At 73.9% G+C, this 14,781-nt stretch carries 16 protein-coding genes; 6 read left to right on the top strand and 10 right to left on the bottom strand.

Annotation, left to right across the window (positions count from 1 at the left end):
- Window positions 1-17 precede the first annotated feature (17 nt).
- Window positions 18-506, bottom strand: a complete 489-nt coding sequence (locus OHS17_RS04440) for a rhodanese-like domain-containing protein (RefSeq protein ID WP_330311145.1) — start codon at window positions 504-506, stop codon at window positions 18-20.
- Between the two features lie 93 nt (window positions 507-599).
- Between OHS17_RS04440 and OHS17_RS04445 the strand changes: the two genes are divergently transcribed.
- The gene (locus OHS17_RS04445) at window positions 600-1,046 is read left to right on the top strand and encodes an Lrp/AsnC family transcriptional regulator (protein ID WP_330311146.1); all 447 of its coding nucleotides are present in this window, start codon (window positions 600-602) and stop codon (window positions 1,044-1,046) included.
- On the opposite strand, the gene OHS17_RS04450 is transcribed toward OHS17_RS04445, so the two are convergent.
- From OHS17_RS04450 to OHS17_RS04460, 3 genes are all read right to left on the bottom strand, one after another.
- Window positions 1,036-4,089: an SMC family ATPase gene (locus OHS17_RS04450; protein WP_330311147.1), complete on the bottom strand. Its 3,054-nt coding sequence runs from the start codon at window positions 4,087-4,089 to the stop codon at window positions 1,036-1,038. The two genes, OHS17_RS04445 and OHS17_RS04450, sit on opposite strands and share 11 nt — an antisense overlap.
- Window positions 4,086-5,252: an exonuclease SbcCD subunit D gene (locus OHS17_RS04455; RefSeq protein ID WP_330311148.1), complete on the bottom strand. Its 1,167-nt coding sequence runs from the start codon at window positions 5,250-5,252 to the stop codon at window positions 4,086-4,088. Before OHS17_RS04455 ends, OHS17_RS04450 begins: the two co-directional genes overlap by 4 nt.
- A 117-nt stretch (window positions 5,253-5,369) precedes the next feature.
- Window positions 5,370-5,996, bottom strand: coding sequence for a YigZ family protein (locus OHS17_RS04460; protein WP_330311149.1), 627 nt, complete (start codon window positions 5,994-5,996; stop codon window positions 5,370-5,372).
- A 59-nt stretch (window positions 5,997-6,055) separates the two neighbouring features.
- On the opposite strand from OHS17_RS04460, the gene OHS17_RS04465 reads away from it, so the two are divergent.
- A complete protein-coding gene (locus OHS17_RS04465; RefSeq protein ID WP_330311150.1) occupies window positions 6,056-6,463 on the top strand; it encodes a CoA-binding protein in 408 nt (135 codons plus the stop codon).
- Here OHS17_RS04465 and OHS17_RS04470 read toward each other — a convergent pair.
- On the bottom strand, window positions 6,460-7,032 hold the full coding sequence (locus tag OHS17_RS04470; RefSeq protein ID WP_330311151.1) for a YbaK/EbsC family protein: 573 nt from the start codon (window positions 7,030-7,032) through the stop codon (window positions 6,460-6,462). The genes OHS17_RS04465 and OHS17_RS04470 overlap by 4 nt on opposite strands.
- A 43-nt stretch (window positions 7,033-7,075) precedes the next feature.
- On the bottom strand, window positions 7,076-7,648 hold the full coding sequence (locus OHS17_RS04475; protein ID WP_330311152.1) for a helix-turn-helix domain-containing protein: 573 nt from the start codon (window positions 7,646-7,648) through the stop codon (window positions 7,076-7,078).
- Window positions 7,649-7,740: 92 nt separating this feature from the next.
- On the opposite strand from OHS17_RS04475, the gene OHS17_RS04480 reads away from it, so the two are divergent.
- Window positions 7,741-8,607 carry an EamA family transporter gene (locus tag OHS17_RS04480; protein WP_161211817.1) on the top strand — a complete coding sequence of 289 codons (867 nt, stop codon included), beginning with the start codon at window positions 7,741-7,743 and terminating at the stop codon, window positions 8,605-8,607.
- Window positions 8,608-8,616: 9 nt separating this feature from the next.
- Here OHS17_RS04480 and OHS17_RS04485 read toward each other — a convergent pair whose 3' ends face one another.
- Window positions 8,617-9,354: an acyltransferase gene (locus OHS17_RS04485; protein ID WP_330311153.1), complete on the bottom strand. Its 738-nt coding sequence runs from the start codon at window positions 9,352-9,354 to the stop codon at window positions 8,617-8,619.
- A 139-nt stretch (window positions 9,355-9,493) separates the two neighbouring features.
- On the opposite strand from OHS17_RS04485, the gene OHS17_RS04490 reads away from it, so the two are divergent.
- Entirely contained in the window at window positions 9,494-10,024 is a 531-nt protein-coding gene (locus tag OHS17_RS04490) for a gamma carbonic anhydrase family protein (protein ID WP_018105181.1), read from the top strand.
- 7 nt (window positions 10,025-10,031) lie between these two features.
- Here OHS17_RS04490 and OHS17_RS04495 read toward each other — a convergent pair whose 3' ends face one another.
- Together OHS17_RS04495 and OHS17_RS04500 are read right to left on the bottom strand one after the other, a co-directional pair.
- Window positions 10,032-10,694 (bottom strand): DedA family protein, encoded by a 663-nt coding sequence (locus tag OHS17_RS04495; RefSeq protein WP_330311154.1) that lies wholly within the window; start codon window positions 10,692-10,694, stop codon window positions 10,032-10,034.
- A gap of 147 nt (window positions 10,695-10,841) precedes the next feature.
- A complete protein-coding gene (locus tag OHS17_RS04500) occupies window positions 10,842-11,279 on the bottom strand; it encodes a DUF4442 domain-containing protein (protein ID WP_018105179.1) in 438 nt (145 codons plus the stop codon).
- Between the two features lie 156 nt (window positions 11,280-11,435).
- On the opposite strand from OHS17_RS04500, the gene OHS17_RS04505 reads away from it, so the two are divergent.
- Window positions 11,436-12,533 (top strand): hypothetical protein, encoded by a 1,098-nt coding sequence (locus tag OHS17_RS04505; RefSeq protein ID WP_330311155.1) that lies wholly within the window; start codon window positions 11,436-11,438, stop codon window positions 12,531-12,533.
- A gap of 54 nt (window positions 12,534-12,587) precedes the next feature.
- Window positions 12,588-13,901 carry an MFS transporter gene (locus tag OHS17_RS04510; RefSeq protein ID WP_330311156.1) on the top strand — a complete coding sequence of 438 codons (1,314 nt, stop codon included), beginning with the start codon at window positions 12,588-12,590 and terminating at the stop codon, window positions 13,899-13,901.
- Here the strand turns inward: OHS17_RS04510 and OHS17_RS04515 are convergent.
- Window positions 13,863-14,708, bottom strand: coding sequence for a spermidine synthase (locus OHS17_RS04515; protein WP_330311157.1), 846 nt, complete (start codon window positions 14,706-14,708; stop codon window positions 13,863-13,865). The two genes, OHS17_RS04510 and OHS17_RS04515, sit on opposite strands and share 39 nt — an antisense overlap.
- Window positions 14,709-14,781: the final 73 nt, after the last annotated feature.

The following is a 14,781-nucleotide window of genomic DNA, read 5'->3' on the forward strand; positions in this document are numbered from 1 at the left end:
CCCGGGGCCCGCCGCCGTCAGCAGCCGCAGTCGTCCGTCCCGGCCGGTGCGGTCAGCGGATCGGCGGCCCGCTTCCCCTCGCCCTCCCAGGTCTCGTACGGGAATCCCTCGCGCGCCCAGTACTCGAAGCCGCCGAGCATCTCCTTCACCCGGTAGCCGAGCCCGGCCAGGGCGAGGGCGGCGCGGGTGGCGCCGTTGCAGCCGGGGCCCCAGCAGTACGTGACGACCGGCACGGCCGGGTCGAGGAGCCGGGGCGCCTGCGCGGCGATGAGCGCCGTCGGCAGGTGCAGGGCGCCCGGGATGTGCCCCTGGTCCCAGGACTCGGTGGACCGGGAGTCGAGCAGGACGAAGCCGGGGTCGCCTGCGCCCGCGAGGGCCGCGGCGACGTCCGAGACGTCGGCGTGGAAGGCGAGCGAGGCTCCGAAGTAGGCGACCGCGTCGGCCGGTTCGGCGGGCGGGACGCTCAGGACGGGGTGGGCGGCGAGGCCGCCGGGCTGGGGGGTCATGCCTGAAAATCTATGAGCGGCGGCCTCGGTCCGGAAGGTGGGATTCCCGGCAGCTGCCTTGATCCGCCGGGGATTCCACGGTTCTCTGTGCGGATGAGCGACTATTCCCCGGACGCCACCGACTGGCGCATTCTCGACGTGCTGCAACGCGAGGGCCGTGCCTCGTTCGCGGAGCTGGCGCGGGCGGTGGCCATGTCGCCGAGCGCCGTGACCGAGCGGGTCCGCCGCCTGGAGGAGGCCGGGGTCATCAGCGGTTACGCGGCCGTGGTCGATCCGGAACGGCTCGGGCTGCCGATCCTCGCCTTCGTACGGCTGCGGTATCCGAACGGCAACTACAAGCCGTTCCACGATCTCCTGGAGACCACATCGGAGATCGTGGAGGCCCATCACGTCACCGGCGACGACTGCTTCGTGCTCAAGGTGACGGCCCGCTCGATGAGCCATCTGGAGACCGTCTCCGGAAAGATCGGCGCACTCGGCTCCGTCACCACCAGCGTCGTCTACTCCTCGCCGCTGCCGGGGCGCCCGATCAGTCGCTGAGCCCGTCCGCCCCGGACCGGAGCCGCACGGCCGACCCGTGCCGCTCCTTCACCACCTCCAGCTGGGCGGGGATGCGGCGGCGCAGGTCCGCGACATGGCTGACGATGCCGACGCTGCGGTCCCGTTCGCGCAGCGAGTCCAGCACGTCGAGCACCTCGTCCAGCGTCTGGTCGTCCAGGCTGCCGAACCCCTCGTCGATGAACAGCGTGTCGAGCCGTACGCCTCCGGCCTCGTCGGTCACGACGTCGGCGAGGCCGAGCGCCAGGGCCAGCGAGGCGAAGAACGTCTCACCGCCGGAGAGCGTGGCGGTGTCGCGCTCGCGGCCGGTCCAGGCGTCGATGACGTGCAGGCCGAGCCCGGCCCGGCGGCCGCCGGTACGGGCGTCGGAGTGGACGAGCTGGTAGCGGCCCGAGGACATCCGCTGCAAGCGGGCGGTGGCCGCCGCCGCGACCTGTTCGAGACGGGCCGCGAGCACGTACGACTCCAGCCGCATCTTGCGCGCGTTGTCCGCCGAGGTGCCGGCGGTGAGCCCGGCGAGCCGGGCGACGCGTTCGTACTCCTCGCGCACCGGACCCAGGCCGCGCACCTCGTCCGCCACGCGGCGCGAGAGCCTGGCGAGTTCGGTACGGCGTTCCCGCGCCGCGTCGAGCCCGGCCACTGCTTCGCGCAGCGCGCGCTCGGCCCGGTCGAAGCGTTCCCGGGCGGCTTCCGGGGCGGCGGGCGGGCGGTCCGCGGCGTCCCGGGCACCGGTCTCGGCGAGCCGGTCGGCGACTGCGGCGGCCTCGGCCTGCCAGGCGTCGATGCGGTGCTGGAGCGTACGCTGCGCCGCCTCGTCCAGCAGCGTCGCCGCGGCGGCCTCCGGCGTGTCGAACCCGGCCCGGAACGCGGCGTCCGCGAGCCGGTCGTCGGCCTCCTTCAGCCGGGCCGCCGCGCTCTCCTCCTCGCGCACCGCCCCGCCCGCCCCGGCGAGCAGGGCGACCCGCCGCTGGAGCACGGCGGCGTGCTCGGCGACGCTCGGGTGGCCCCCGCGCGCCCGGTCCAGCACGGTATCGATGTCCGTCTGCTCCCGGTCCAGCGACTCGCGCCGCGAGGTCCGCGCGGCGCCACGCTGTCCGACGCGCTGCCGCTCCTCGGCCCGCCGCCGCTGCTCCCGCTCGGCCCCGGCGAGCGCCTCCCGCGCGGAGTGCGCCCCGGCGGCAAGGCGGTACGCCTCGGCGTGCTCGACGGCGAGGCCGTCCACGAGGGCGGCGAGTTCGGCGACGGTGGGATCGTCGTCGGCCGCCGCGCCCCCGGTCGGCTCGGTGTCGGCGGCCCCCGCCGCCGCGCGGGCCGTCGCGTGGCGTTCGCGGACCAGCGCCAGTTCCTGCTCCACCGTGGCCCGGGCCTGTTCCGCTTGACGGTGGGCGCGTTCGGCGGATTCCTCCGTCGCGCGGTCCACGTGACCGTCGGCGGGGCGGGCCGGGGCCGGGTGGTCCGTCGCGCCGCAGACCGCGCAGGGGGTGCCGTCGGCCAGCTGGGCGGCGAGTTCGGCCGCGATGTCCCGGAGGCGGCGTTCGCGCAGGTCGAGCCAGAACTCATGGGCGGCGGCGGCGTGTTCACGGGCAGCGGTCAGCGCCTGCCCGGCCGTGGCCACCTCGGCGGCCAGCGCGTCGCGGCGGCGGGCCGCGTCCAGGCGGCGGCGGGCCGGGTCCAGGCGGCGTGCCAGGAGTTCGGTGCGGGTGGCGGCTTCGAGGGCGGCGTCCAGGCGGGCCTGGAGGTCCTGCCGGGTGGTCTCCCAGCCGGCGAGCCAGTCCTCGGCCTCGCGGACCAGCTCCTCGTCGGCCCGGGCCTGCCGGTCCAGGGCGGCCCGCTCGTCGGCGATCTGCCCGGCCCGCTGCTCGGCGCGCCGGGCCGATTCGAGTCCGCCCAGGTCCTCGCGGAGCCGGTGCTCCAGGGCCGCCAGTTGTTCGGCGCCCGCCTCGGCCAGGGTCTCGGGCAGCCGGCCCCGGGCGCGGTCCCGCTCCTCACGCGCCCGCCGGTACGCCCGCTCCGCCGCCTCGCGCAGCTCAAGGGCCGGAGCGACGAGGTCCGCCTTGCGGGCGCGGGCGAGGCGGTCCCGCGCCTCCTCGCAGGCGGCGCGGCCGGTCTCCACGGCGTCGGCGCGGTGCCGGGTCTCGGCGTACCGCTGCTGGAGCGCGGCGAGTTCCCGTTCGGCGTCCAGGGCGATACGGGCGGCGGCGTGCCGTCGCTCCGCCGTGGCCAGGACCGAAGCGGCGATGTCGTGGCGTTCGGCGGCGCCGCTGCGGGCGTTCGCGGCCCAGCCGAGGACCGCGTCCGCGAGCCCGGGGTCGCCGGGCTGGAGGTCCGGCAGCGGGCACTCGCGGGCGGCGGGTCCGGCGGCCTGGGCGATGCGCTGGGCGAGCGCGAGGATCTGGTCATCACCGGCCTTGACCTGGGCCTCGGCCACCCGGCGCAGCTCGGCGAGGCGGTCCTCGACAGCCGCGAAGCGCCGGGTGTCGAACAACCTCCCGAGGAGCCGGCCGCGCGCCTCGGCGTCGGCGCGCAGGAAGCGGGCGAACTCGCCCTGAGGCAGCAGGACCACCTGGCAGAACTGTTCGCGGCTCATGCCGACGAGCTGGGTGATCTCCTCCCCGATCTCCTGGTGCGACCGGCTGAGCGCCCGCCAGCCGTCCTCGGGGTCGTACTCGCGCAGCCAGCTCTGCGCCTTCTCCGTGGTGTGGCCGCCGCCCCGCTTCTTGGGGCGGGGCTGGGCCGGGCGCCGGGTGATCTCCAGGCGGCGCCCGCCGACGGTGAGGTCGAGCAGGACCTCGGTCGGCAGGTCCGCCGGGGCGTGGTCGCTGCGCAGCGAGGTGCCGGGGCTCTGCCGGGCGCCGGGCACGGCCCCGTACAGGGCGTAGCAGACGGCGTCCAGGACGGAGGTCTTGCCGGCCCCGGTCGGCCCGTGGAGCAGGAAGAGACCGGCGGCGGAGAGCGCGTCGAAGTCGATCTCCTGGGTGGCGCCGAAGGGGCCGAACGCGGTGACGCGGAGGGTGTGGAGCCTCACCGGTTCACCTCGCGCACGCCGTCGTCCACCCGGACGTGGTCGAAGGCGCCCCGCAGCACCGCCCGCTCCTGCTCGTCGGTCCCCCAGCCGCCGCGCACGTGGGCCACGAAGTCCTCCGCGATGGTCTGGTCGTCGCGGCCGCGCAGGCGGCGGGCGTACGACAGGTCCGGGTCGTCGGGTGCCCGGTCCGGTTCGAAGACGAGGGCGAGGGTGTGCGGGAAGCGCTCGGTGAGGCGGGCCATCGGGTCGGCGGGGCGGACCGGGTCGGTGAGGGTGGCCTCGACCCAGGCGTCCTCGTGGCGGTCGAGCGCGGGGTCGTCGAGGAGGTCGTCCAGGCGGCCGTGCAGACGGGCGAGGCGGCGGGGCACCGGGCAGTCGATGCGTTCGCCGGTGACCGCCCCGGAGGCGTCCAGGTCGATGAGCCACATGGTCTTGCGGTGGGTGGCCTCGGAGAACGAGTAGGCGAGCGGGGAGCCGGAGTACCGGACGCGGTCGGTGACGGCCTGGCAGCCGTGGAGGTGGCCGAGGGCCGCGTAGTCGACGCCGTCGAAGACCCCGGCCGGGACCGCCGCGACGCCGCCCACGGTGATGTCGCGCTCGCTGTCGCTGGGCTCGCCGCCGGCGACGAATGCGTGGGCGAGGACGACGGAGCGGGTGGAGTCGGGGCGTGCGGCGAGGTCGGCGCGGACGCGGTCCATGGCGGCGGTCAGCACGGCCTCGTGCCCGGCGCGCTCGGCCTTGAAGACGTCCTTGACCAGGGCGGGTTCCAAGTACGGCAACCCGTAGAACGCCACGTCGCCGTGCGCGTCGGGGATGACGACGGGGGTGCCGCAGTGCGCGGGGTCGGTGCGCAGGTGGATGCCGGCCCGGCCGATCAGTCCGGCGCCGACGCCGAGGCGGCGGGCGGAGTCGTGGTTGCCGGAGATCATCACCGTGGGCACCCCGGCGGCGGCGAGCCGGTGCAGGGCGTCGTCGAAGAGCTGCACCGCGCTGAGCGGGGGCACCGCCCTGTCGTACACGTCACCCGCCACCACGACGACGTCGGCCTCGTGCGCGGCGACGGTGGCGACCAGGTGGTCGAGATAGGCGGCCTGGGCGTCGAGCAGGGGGACCCGGTGGAACGACCGGCCGAGGTGCCAGTCCGATGTGTGCAGAATCCTCAAGACCCGGCTCCGGTCCGCATGCGCTTCCTCCGCCCCTGTGCCCTCACGTCCCACAGTGTCCCATCCCGCCGGGGGCCCGGGGGCGCGTCCGGGTGGTCCCGCCGGTCCGGGCCCGCGTCACGCGTCGTCGTACGCCTCGCCGCCCAGTTCCACCGACGCCTCGCCCGCCGTCGCGTCGGCCAGCCAGCGGCGGAACGCCTCGACGTCGGCGTCCGGCAGCGCGATCTCGATGGCCACGTCGGCCGCGTACCGGACCTCGCGCACGGTGCGTCCGGTGGCGCGCAGTTCGTTCTCCAGCCGGCCCGCCCGCTGGTGCCCGACGGTGACGGTGGCGAGCCGGAAGCGGCGGCGGGTGCGGGTGCCGAGTGCGTCGAGGGCTTCACCGACCACTCCCCCGTACGCCCGGATCAGCCCGCCCGCGCCCAGCTTCACTCCGCCGTAGTAGCGGGTGACGACGGCGACGGCGTAGCAGACCTCGCGGCGCGTGAGCATCTGGAGCATGGGGACTCCGGCGGTGCCGCCGGGCTCGCCGTCATCACTCGCCTTCTGTACGGAGGCGTCGGCGCCGATCACGTACGCGTAGCAGTTGTGCGTGGCGGTCGGGTGCTCCCTGCGGACGCGGGCGATGAACTCCTGCGCCTCCTCCTCGGTGGCCGCGGGGGCGAGCGCGCAGAGGAAGCGGGACCGGTTGATCTCGCTCTCGTGCACGCCCGCGCGGGCGACGGTCCGGTACTCCTCCTGCATCCCGCCACCCTATGCGCACCTGCGGGAATGGCCGGAGCGGGCCGCCGGTTGTGCGGATCATGTACGCAGACACGGAGACGATCCGCAGGATCCTGGAAGACACCGGCGACACCTGGGCGGTGGTGGGCCTGTCCAACAACCGCTCGCGCGCGGCCTACGGGGTCGCCGAGGTGCTTCAGCGCTTCGGCAAGCGCGTGGTGCCGGTGCACCCGAAGGCCGAGCGGGTGCACGGCGAGGACGGGTACGCCTCGCTGGCGGACATCCCGTTCCCGGTGGACGTGGTCGACGTCTTCGTCAACAGCGAGCTGGCGGGCGCGGTGGCCGACGAGGCGGTCGCCAAGGGCGCCCGGGCCGTCTGGTTCCAGCTCGGCGTGGTGGACGAGCAGGCGTACGAACGCACCCGTGCGGCCGGGCTCGACATGGTCATGGATCGCTGCCCCGCCATCGAGATCCCGCGCCTCGGTTAGGGCGCTTCGGGGGCCCGCATCCCCAGTCCGTCGAGGATCACCGCGCCCGGCAGGGCGCCCAGCGCCTTGCCGGTCACGATCAGCTTGCCCCGGCGCGAACCGCTGCCGATGAGGACCCACTCCTCGTCCACCACGGCGGAGTCGATCAGCAGCGGCCAGGCGGCGGGGAGCCCGATGGGCGTGATGCCGCCGTACTCCATGCCGGTCTCGCCGACCGCGGTGTCCATCGAGGCGAAGCGCGCCTTGCGGAGGCCGAGGTGCTTGCGGGCGACGCCGTTCACATCGACGCGCGAGTGCGACAGGACCAGGCAGGCGGCGAGGGTGACGTCGGTGCCGCGCTTGCCGGAGAGGACGACGCAGTTCGCCGAGTGGTCGAGCAGGCCGGGGCCGTGGTGGGCGACGAAGGCCGCCGTGTCGGCGATCTCCGGGTCGGTGTCGACGTGCAGGACCTGGTCGGGGGCGATGCCGCCCCAGCCGGTGCGCACTGCCTCGGCCACCGGGGCGGTGAGCAGGTCCTGACGGTCGACGGCGGGGCTGGCGTCCTCGAAGGAGCCGATGGGTGCGCGCATACGCGTCACGCTAACAGCGCCGCGGACGGGGGTCTGCGCCGTCTCACCTGACGGGCGGAACGCTTACGGCCATGGTGAGTTCGACCGGTTCGGTGCCCTCGTTGCGGTAGGCGTGCGGATGGTGCGCCTCGAAGGTGGCGGAGGTTCCGGCGCCCATCTCGTAGGGGGTGTCGGCGACGACGAGCGTGAGCGTTCCGGCGGTGACGTGGAGGAGTTCGACCGTGCCCTCGGGGTGCGGGTCGGAGCGGCTGCCCTCGCCGGGCATCAGCCGCCACGCACAGAGTTCGAGCGGGCCCCGGGCGTCCGTGCCGACCAGGAGCGTGGTCGAGCTGCCCGCCTCGGTGGACCAGAGGCGGACGGTCTGGTCGGCGGGGACCAGGCGGACCGGGGAGCCCTGTTCGTAGTCGAGCAGGGTGGTGATGCTGACGCCGAGCGCGTCGGCCAGCTTGACCGTGGTGCCGACGCTCGGATTGGTGCGGGCCTGCTCGATCTGGATGATCATGCCGCGGCTGACCCCGGCGCGCGCGGCCAACTGGTCCAAGGTGAAGCCGCGTTCACCGCGCCAGCGCTTGAGATTGCGCGCGAGGGACTGGGTCAGCTGATCGAGGTCCGTCACATTCCGTCCAATATTCTGTATGACACGGTCCAGCATCCTGCACTACGGTGCGGTGTACCCGTTCGTTCGCCGCACTGTACTGCGAGGCCCCCATGACCGCGTTGTTCGCCCTGGCCACCAGCCTCCTGTGGGGGCTGGCCGACTTCGGGGGCGGCCTGCTGACCCGGCGCACACCCGCGCTGACCGTGGTCGTGGTCTCGCAGATCATCACGGCGACGGTGCTGGGCGTGATCGTGATCGCCACGGGCGGCTGGAGCGAGGCGGGGCCCCGGCTCTGGTACGCGGTCGCGGCGGGCGTCGTCGGACCGGTGGCGATGCTCTGCTTCTACCAGGCGCTCGCGCTCGGCCCGATGGGCGTGGTCTCCCCGCTCGGCTCGCTCGGCGTCGCCGTGCCGGTGGGCATCGGGCTGATCGCCGGGGAGCGCCCGGACCTCCTCCAGGGCGCCGGGGTCGCGGTGGCCGTCGTGGGTGTCGTGCTGGCGGGCGGTCCGCAGCTGCGCGGGGCGCCGGTGCAGCGGCGGGCGGTCCTGCTGACCCTGGTGGCGGCCTTCGGCTTCGGGGCCGTGATGTCACTGATCTCCCAGGCGTCGACCACGGTGACCGGGCTGTTCCTCGCCCTGTTCGTGCAGCGCGTCACCAACGTGGCGGTGGGCGGCGGGGCGCTGTACGTCTCCGTGCGGCGCGGCGGCCGGGCACTGCCGGAGGACGGGGGCGCCGCGGCGGTCCGGGCGGCGCTTCCGGCGCTGGCGTTCGTCGGCCTCGCGGACGTCGCGGCCAACGGCACGTACTCCATGGCCGCCCAGCACGGCCCGGTCACCGTCGCCGCGGTGCTGGCCTCGCTGTACCCCGTGGTGACCGCCCTGGCCGCGCGCGGGTTCCTGAAGGAGCGGCTGCGGGGCGTGCAGGCGGCGGGCGCGGGGCTGGCCCTGGTCGGCACGGTGCTGCTCGCGACGGGGTAGGGCCTGTCCTCAGCCCTCTTCGAGCTGGGCCACGGCGAGGAGTTGTTCCGGGGTGACGCCCTCGGGGATCGGAACCGGGGCCGGTGTCCGCAGGGGCGGCTGCCAGCCCTTCTCCGGGTCCCAGCCGCGTACGACACGGGCGGGCGCTCCGGCCACCACCGCCCGGTCGGGCACCTCGCCGCGGACCACCGCTCCGGCGGCCACGACGACGTTGCGGCCGAGGCGGGCGCCGGGCAGGATCACCGCGCCGGTGCCGATCCAGCAGCCCGGGCCGATGGAGACCGGCTCCATCCGGGGCCACTGCTTGCCGATCGGCTGGTGCGGGTCGTCGTAGCTGTGGTTGGTCGAGGTGATGTAGACGTACGGACCGCAGTACGTGTCCGAGCCGATGGTCACCGTCGTGTCGGCGACGACATGGCTGCCCCGGCCCAGCACGACACCGTCGCCCAGGGTGAGAATGGGGTCGGGCCCGAGGTCCAGGCCGGGCATGAGGCCCGCGGTGAGCGTGACCTGTTCGCCGATGATGCAGTGGTCGCCCAGCCGGATCCACGGCTCCCCGAAGACCGTGCCCTGCGGGAAGGCCAGCCGGGTGCCCGCGCCGATCCGGGCGAACCGCAGCCCTCCGGGGTGCTCGGCGGTGACCGCGCCCGCCTCGCGCGCCCAGCGCCAGCAGCGGTGGACGGCGCCGGACAGGGCGCGCCGCCGCCAGGCGGTCAGGGGGGCGAGCGAATTCCGGTTCTTCGGCACGCGCTCACCGTAAGCCGCGTCCACCGGGCGGGCGGCGGGACCGGCCTGTGATCTTCACCCCAACAGGGGGCCGTGCCGTCGCGTCGCATACGGTTTCCCCGGCGGCGACCGACGGCACCGGAGCACGGAGGAACGGGCGATGGCGGAGCAGGCGATGATCATGGGCATCGGCGGCAAGGAGCCGGTCATCGACGCGGAGGCGTTCACCGCCCCGACGTCGGTGGCGATCGGCGACATCACCATGGCGGCGGGCTCCAGCCTCTGGTACCAGGCGGTGCTGCGCGCGGACTGCGGGCCGATCGTGATCGGCGCGGACTCCAACATCCAGGACAACTGCAGCGTCCACGTCGACCCCGGCTTCACGGTGACGGTCGGCGAGCGGGTCTCGGTCGGCCACAACGCGGTCCTGCACGGCTGCACCATCGAGGACGACGTCCTCATCGGCATGGGGGCCACCGTGCTCAACGGCGCCCACATCGGCGCGGGCTCGCTGGTCGCCGCGCAGGCCCTCGTACCGCAGGGGATGCGCGTGCCGCCGGGGTCGTTGGTCGCGGGCGTCCCGGCGAAGGTGAAGCGGGAGCTGACCGAGGAGGAGCTGGCGGGCGTCCGCTTCAACGCGGTGGGTTACGTGGAGCTGGCCAAGGCCCACCGCGAAGCCTGCGAGGGCTGAGACCGGCTCAGTCCGCGACCGGCACGTTGTCCGGTTCCGGCTCGGCGGCCGCGGCGGAGTGCGCGGCGGCGGCCTTCTTCGCGCGGTTCTTGAGGACCAGCATGGAGGCGAGGCCGATCAGGACCGCGATGGCCAGGCCCAGGTAGGAGAACCGCTTGAGCCACGCCTCGGCGACGACGCCCACCGAGTAGATGACGGCCGTGGTGCCGCCCGCCCAGGCGATCCCGCCGAGCACATTGGCGATGAGGAACTTCCAGTACGGCATGTGCAGCACACCGGCCAGCGGACCGGCGAAGATGCGCAGCAGGGCGACGAAGCGGCCGAAGAACACGGCCCACATGCCCCACTTCTGGAAGGAGCGCTCGGCCATGCCGATCTGGCTCTCGCCGAAGTGCTTGGGGAACTTCCCGCCGAGCCAGGCCAGCAGGGGCCGTCCGCCCTTGCGGCCGATGGCGTAGCCGATCGAGTCCCCGATCACGGCTCCGGCGGTGGCGCAGGCGCCGAGGATCCAGGGGTTGATGCCGTCGTGGCTCGCGGCCAGCAGCGCGGCGCTGATCAGGACGATCTCGCCGGGCAGCGGGATGCCCAGGCTCTCCAGCCCGATGACGGCGCCCACCAGGATGTAGACGCTGATCGCGGGGACGGTCTCCAGCCATTCCTGGATGTGCAACGCCGGTTCCTCCGTAGTGATGTCCTGTCGCCCGCCGGACACTCATCGGCGCACCGCGGGAAGCCTACCCTCAGCTTCACGGAGGCGGACAGCGAGAAGGGCCGCCGGTACGGGGCGGCCCTTCTCGTACGGATGCGGTTCCGCGGCTCAGGAGTTCGGGCGCAGCGTCCAGATCACGGTCATCTCACCGGTCACGGCGCCGTCGCCGCGCCGGATCTCCACGGTCACCGGGAACTCGGGGCGCTCGCCCGCGTCGAGTTCGGCGACGACCTCGGCGGCGGGACGGCCGAGGACGGCGGTCGCGGTGACCTCGCCCATGGCCAGCTTCTTGTAGCCGATCTCGGCGCTGACCGCGAGCGGCACGGCCCGGGAGAGCTGGTCGCCGAAGGCGGCGATGACGATGGCGCCGCTCGCCGACTCGGCCAGCGTGAACATCGCTCCGGCATGCGGTCCGCCCACGTGATTGTGGTAGTCGGGCTGGTCCGGCATGCGGATCACCGCGCGCTCGGCGGTGGACTCCAGGAATTCGAGGTTGAGGGTCCGGACCATGGGAACCGTTGCGGCGAGCATCTCGCCCGCGGTCATCTGTTCAGCGCTCATGGACGGGATGTTACTCATGGGTAGACAGCTTTGGCCATGCCCCTGCGGACACGCACGGGGCGGGCCGCCGCCGCTCCTTCACCGTTCGCACACGGGGGCGGACGTAGCACGCGGGGCGGGGCCCCTCTATCGTTACTCGCCATGTGGCCAGGACAGCAGCCGCCCGGGGGCGAGCAGAACCCGCAGGACCAGAACCAGAACCCGTACCAGCAGCCGGGGTACCAGCAGCCGAATCCCTATCAGCAGCCGGGATATCGGCAGCAGGGTCAGCAGCCGAACCAGCAGCCGGGCCAGCAGCCCGGTTACGGCTACCCGCAGCAGGGCGGGCAGGGCGGGTACGGACAGCCCAACCCGTACCAGCAGCCGACCGTTCCGCAGTACGCGGTGCCCGGCCCTCCCGGCGACCCGCAGCCGGGCAACGACAAGAAGAAGACGACGGTCATCGCCATCGTCGCCGCGACCGCGGTCGTGGTGGCCGCCGCGGTCACCGGTGTCATCGTGCTGAACAAGGACGACGACAAGGACGGCAAGAACGTCGCCGACGACAAGAAGTCGTCCGCGCCCGCCAAGCCGTCCGGCTCCCCCTCCTCGCCGGAGGCCAACCCGCGCGGCGGCGAGGACGCCAAGCCGCAGATCGCGGGCTGGAAGGTCGTGACGAACCCCAAGTGGGGCACCCAGTTCGACGTGCCCGGCGACTGGGAGGTGTCCCCTCCCAGCGTGCAGTCCTTCTTCGAGGACGAGAAGAAGAACGACGGCATGCCGCTCATCGGCTTCAGCGCGCCCGCGGACCTCAAGCAGGAGTGGTGCACCGACGACGCCGACAAGGACGGCACCAAGGACAAGTACAGCCTGGCCGGCACCGGCACCCGGGGGGCGCAGGGCGCCACGGACGCCGACGTGAACGCCCGTAACGAGGCGGGCACCTGGGCCTGGGCCGCGTTCGCGCAGCACATGCCGAAGAAGACCATCAAGATCAGCAAGGCCAAGCAGTACACCACCAAGTCGGGGCTGACCGGGAGCCTGGTCACGGCGACCGCGCCCAACGTCACCAAGCGCTCCAAGTGCAGCAGCGACGGCAAGACGTACGCCTTCACGTTCAAGAACAAGAAGAACGAGTTCGCCTCGTGGGTGCTGTACGCGGCCGCGGGCGTGGACGACGAGCTGCCGAACGCGACGATCGAGAAGATCCTCAGCACCGTCCGTCTGGTGCCGGTCGTTGACACCGACGGCGATTCCTGACCCCGGTCCGGGAACCCATTTGCACAACCGGGCGGCGGCCGCGATAGTCCCTGAGTGACCGACGCAGCCGCCCCCGCCCCCCGCACCACCCGACCCGTTCCGGCGGGCCGCAACTACCGGCTGCTGACCGCCGCCTCGATCATCACCGCCCTGGGCACCCACGGCGCGCTGATCGCGGCGGCGTTCGCGGTTCTCCAGTCGGGCGGCGACGCCGGTGACGTCGGTCTCGTCGCCGCCGCCAAGACCGTGCCGCTGGTGCTGTTCCTGCTCATCGGCGGGGCGATAGCCGACCGGATACCGCGCCACCGGGTGATGGTCGCGGCCAACACCCTCAACTGCGTCTCGCAGGCGCTCTTCGCCCTGCTGGTCCTGGCCGGCGACCCGCAGCTGTGGCAGATGATGCTGCTCACCGCGCTCTGCGGCACCGGGCAGGCGTTCTTCGGCCCGGCGGCCGAGGGCATGCTGATGTCGAGCGTCAGCGGCGAGCAGGCGAGCCGCGCCTTCGCGCTCTTCCGGATGTCCACGCAGGGCGCCGCGATCGGCGGCGCGGCCCTCGGCGGCGCCATGATCGCGGCCATGGACCCCGGCTGGGTGCTCGCCGTCGACGCGGCCGCCTTCGCGGTCGCCGGGGCCCTGCGCGCCTTCCTCGACGTCAGCCACATCCCGGCCCGCGAGCCCGGGGGCGGGCTGCTCGCGGACCTGCGGGACGGCTGGCAGGAGTTCACGGGCCGCCCGTGGCTGTGGGCCATCGTCGCCCAGTTCTCCGTGGTGGTCGCCGCCGTCGGGGCGGCCGAGGCGGTCTACGGCCCGCTGGTCGCCCGCGACTCACTCGGCGGCGCCCGGCCCTGGGGCTTCGCACTCGCCGCGTTCGGCGTCGGCAACCTGGCCGGGGCACTGCTGATGATGCGGTGGAAACCGCGCCGGCTACTGCTGGCCGGAACGCTCTGCGTCTTCCCGCTGGCCCTGCCGTCGGCCGGGCTCGCGGTGCCGCTGTCGGCGTACTGGCTCTGCCTGGTGATGTTCGTCACCGGTACGGCGATCGAGGTGTTCGGCGTCTCCTGGATGACGGCCATGCACCAGGAGATCCCGGAGGAGAAGCTGTCGCGCGTCTCGGCCTACGACTGGTTCGGCTCGGTGGCCATGGTGCCGGTCGCCACGGCTCTCGCCGGACCGGTCGAGTCGCTGGTCGGGCGCTCCCAGGCGCTCTGGGGGTGCGCGGGCCTGGTCGTGCTCGTCACGGGTGCGGTGCTGTTCGTTCCGGATGTACGCAACCTGACCCGCAGGTCCGAGACGGTCGAGGTGGCCACCGCCCCGCTCATGCCACCCACCTCAGCCGAGGCTGAAGGCGCCGTCGGGCGGCTCGGGTGACGCCACCGCGTCCTCGTCCCCGACCGGCCGCGCCCCGTTGACGAACGCGGCCAGCGACGCGCCGTGCTCCACCCGCGCCGCGAACGCGTCCGCCGCGCACCGGCGGGCCAGGGCCGGTACGTCGAACGGGACACGGGAGGCGACCAGGACCACGTTGCCGAAGCGGCGGCCGCGCAGCACGCCCGGCTCCGCGATCAGCGCCAGCTCCTCGAAGACCGCGGCGAACGTGGCCAGCTGCGAGCGCAGGAAGCCGAACGGCGGCCCGTCGGCCAGGTTCGCGGCGTAGATCCCGTCCGCCCGCAGCGCCCGCGCCGCCGCCCGGGCGTACGGGACCGAGGTGAGGTGGGCGGGGACCCGGGACCCGCCGAAGACGTCCGCGATCAGCAGGTCCACCGAGCCGGGAGCGGTCGCCTCCAGCCTGGCGCGGGCGTCCGCCGCGTGCACGGCGATCCCGCAGTCCGCGGGCAGCGGCAGGTGCTCCGCGACGAGTCCGACGAGACCGCGGTCCGCGTCCGCCACCTCCTGCCGGGAGCCGGGGCGGGTGGCCGCGACGTAGCGGGGCAGGGTGAGGCCGCCGCCGCCCAGGTGCAGGACGTCCAGCGGCTCGCCCGGGTCCGCCGCGCAGTCCACGACATGGCCGAGCCGACGGGCGTACTCGAACTCCAGGTGCTCGGGCGCGTCGAGGTCCACGTAGGACTGCGGGGCGCCGTCGACCGTGAGCAGCCAGGCCCGTTCCCGGTCCACGTCCGGGAGGAGGCGTGCGGTGCCGTGGTCCACGTCCCGGATGACGGGTATCGACTCGTTCACTCCCCCATTGTGCGGGCTGACGCGAAGGGGGCCCGCCTCCCCCGGGATCGGGGAAGGCGGGCCCCAGGGCCCG

It is taken from the genome of Streptomyces sp. NBC_00523 (genome assembly GCF_036346615.1).
GTDB lineage: Bacteria > Actinomycetota > Actinomycetes > Streptomycetales > Streptomycetaceae > Streptomyces.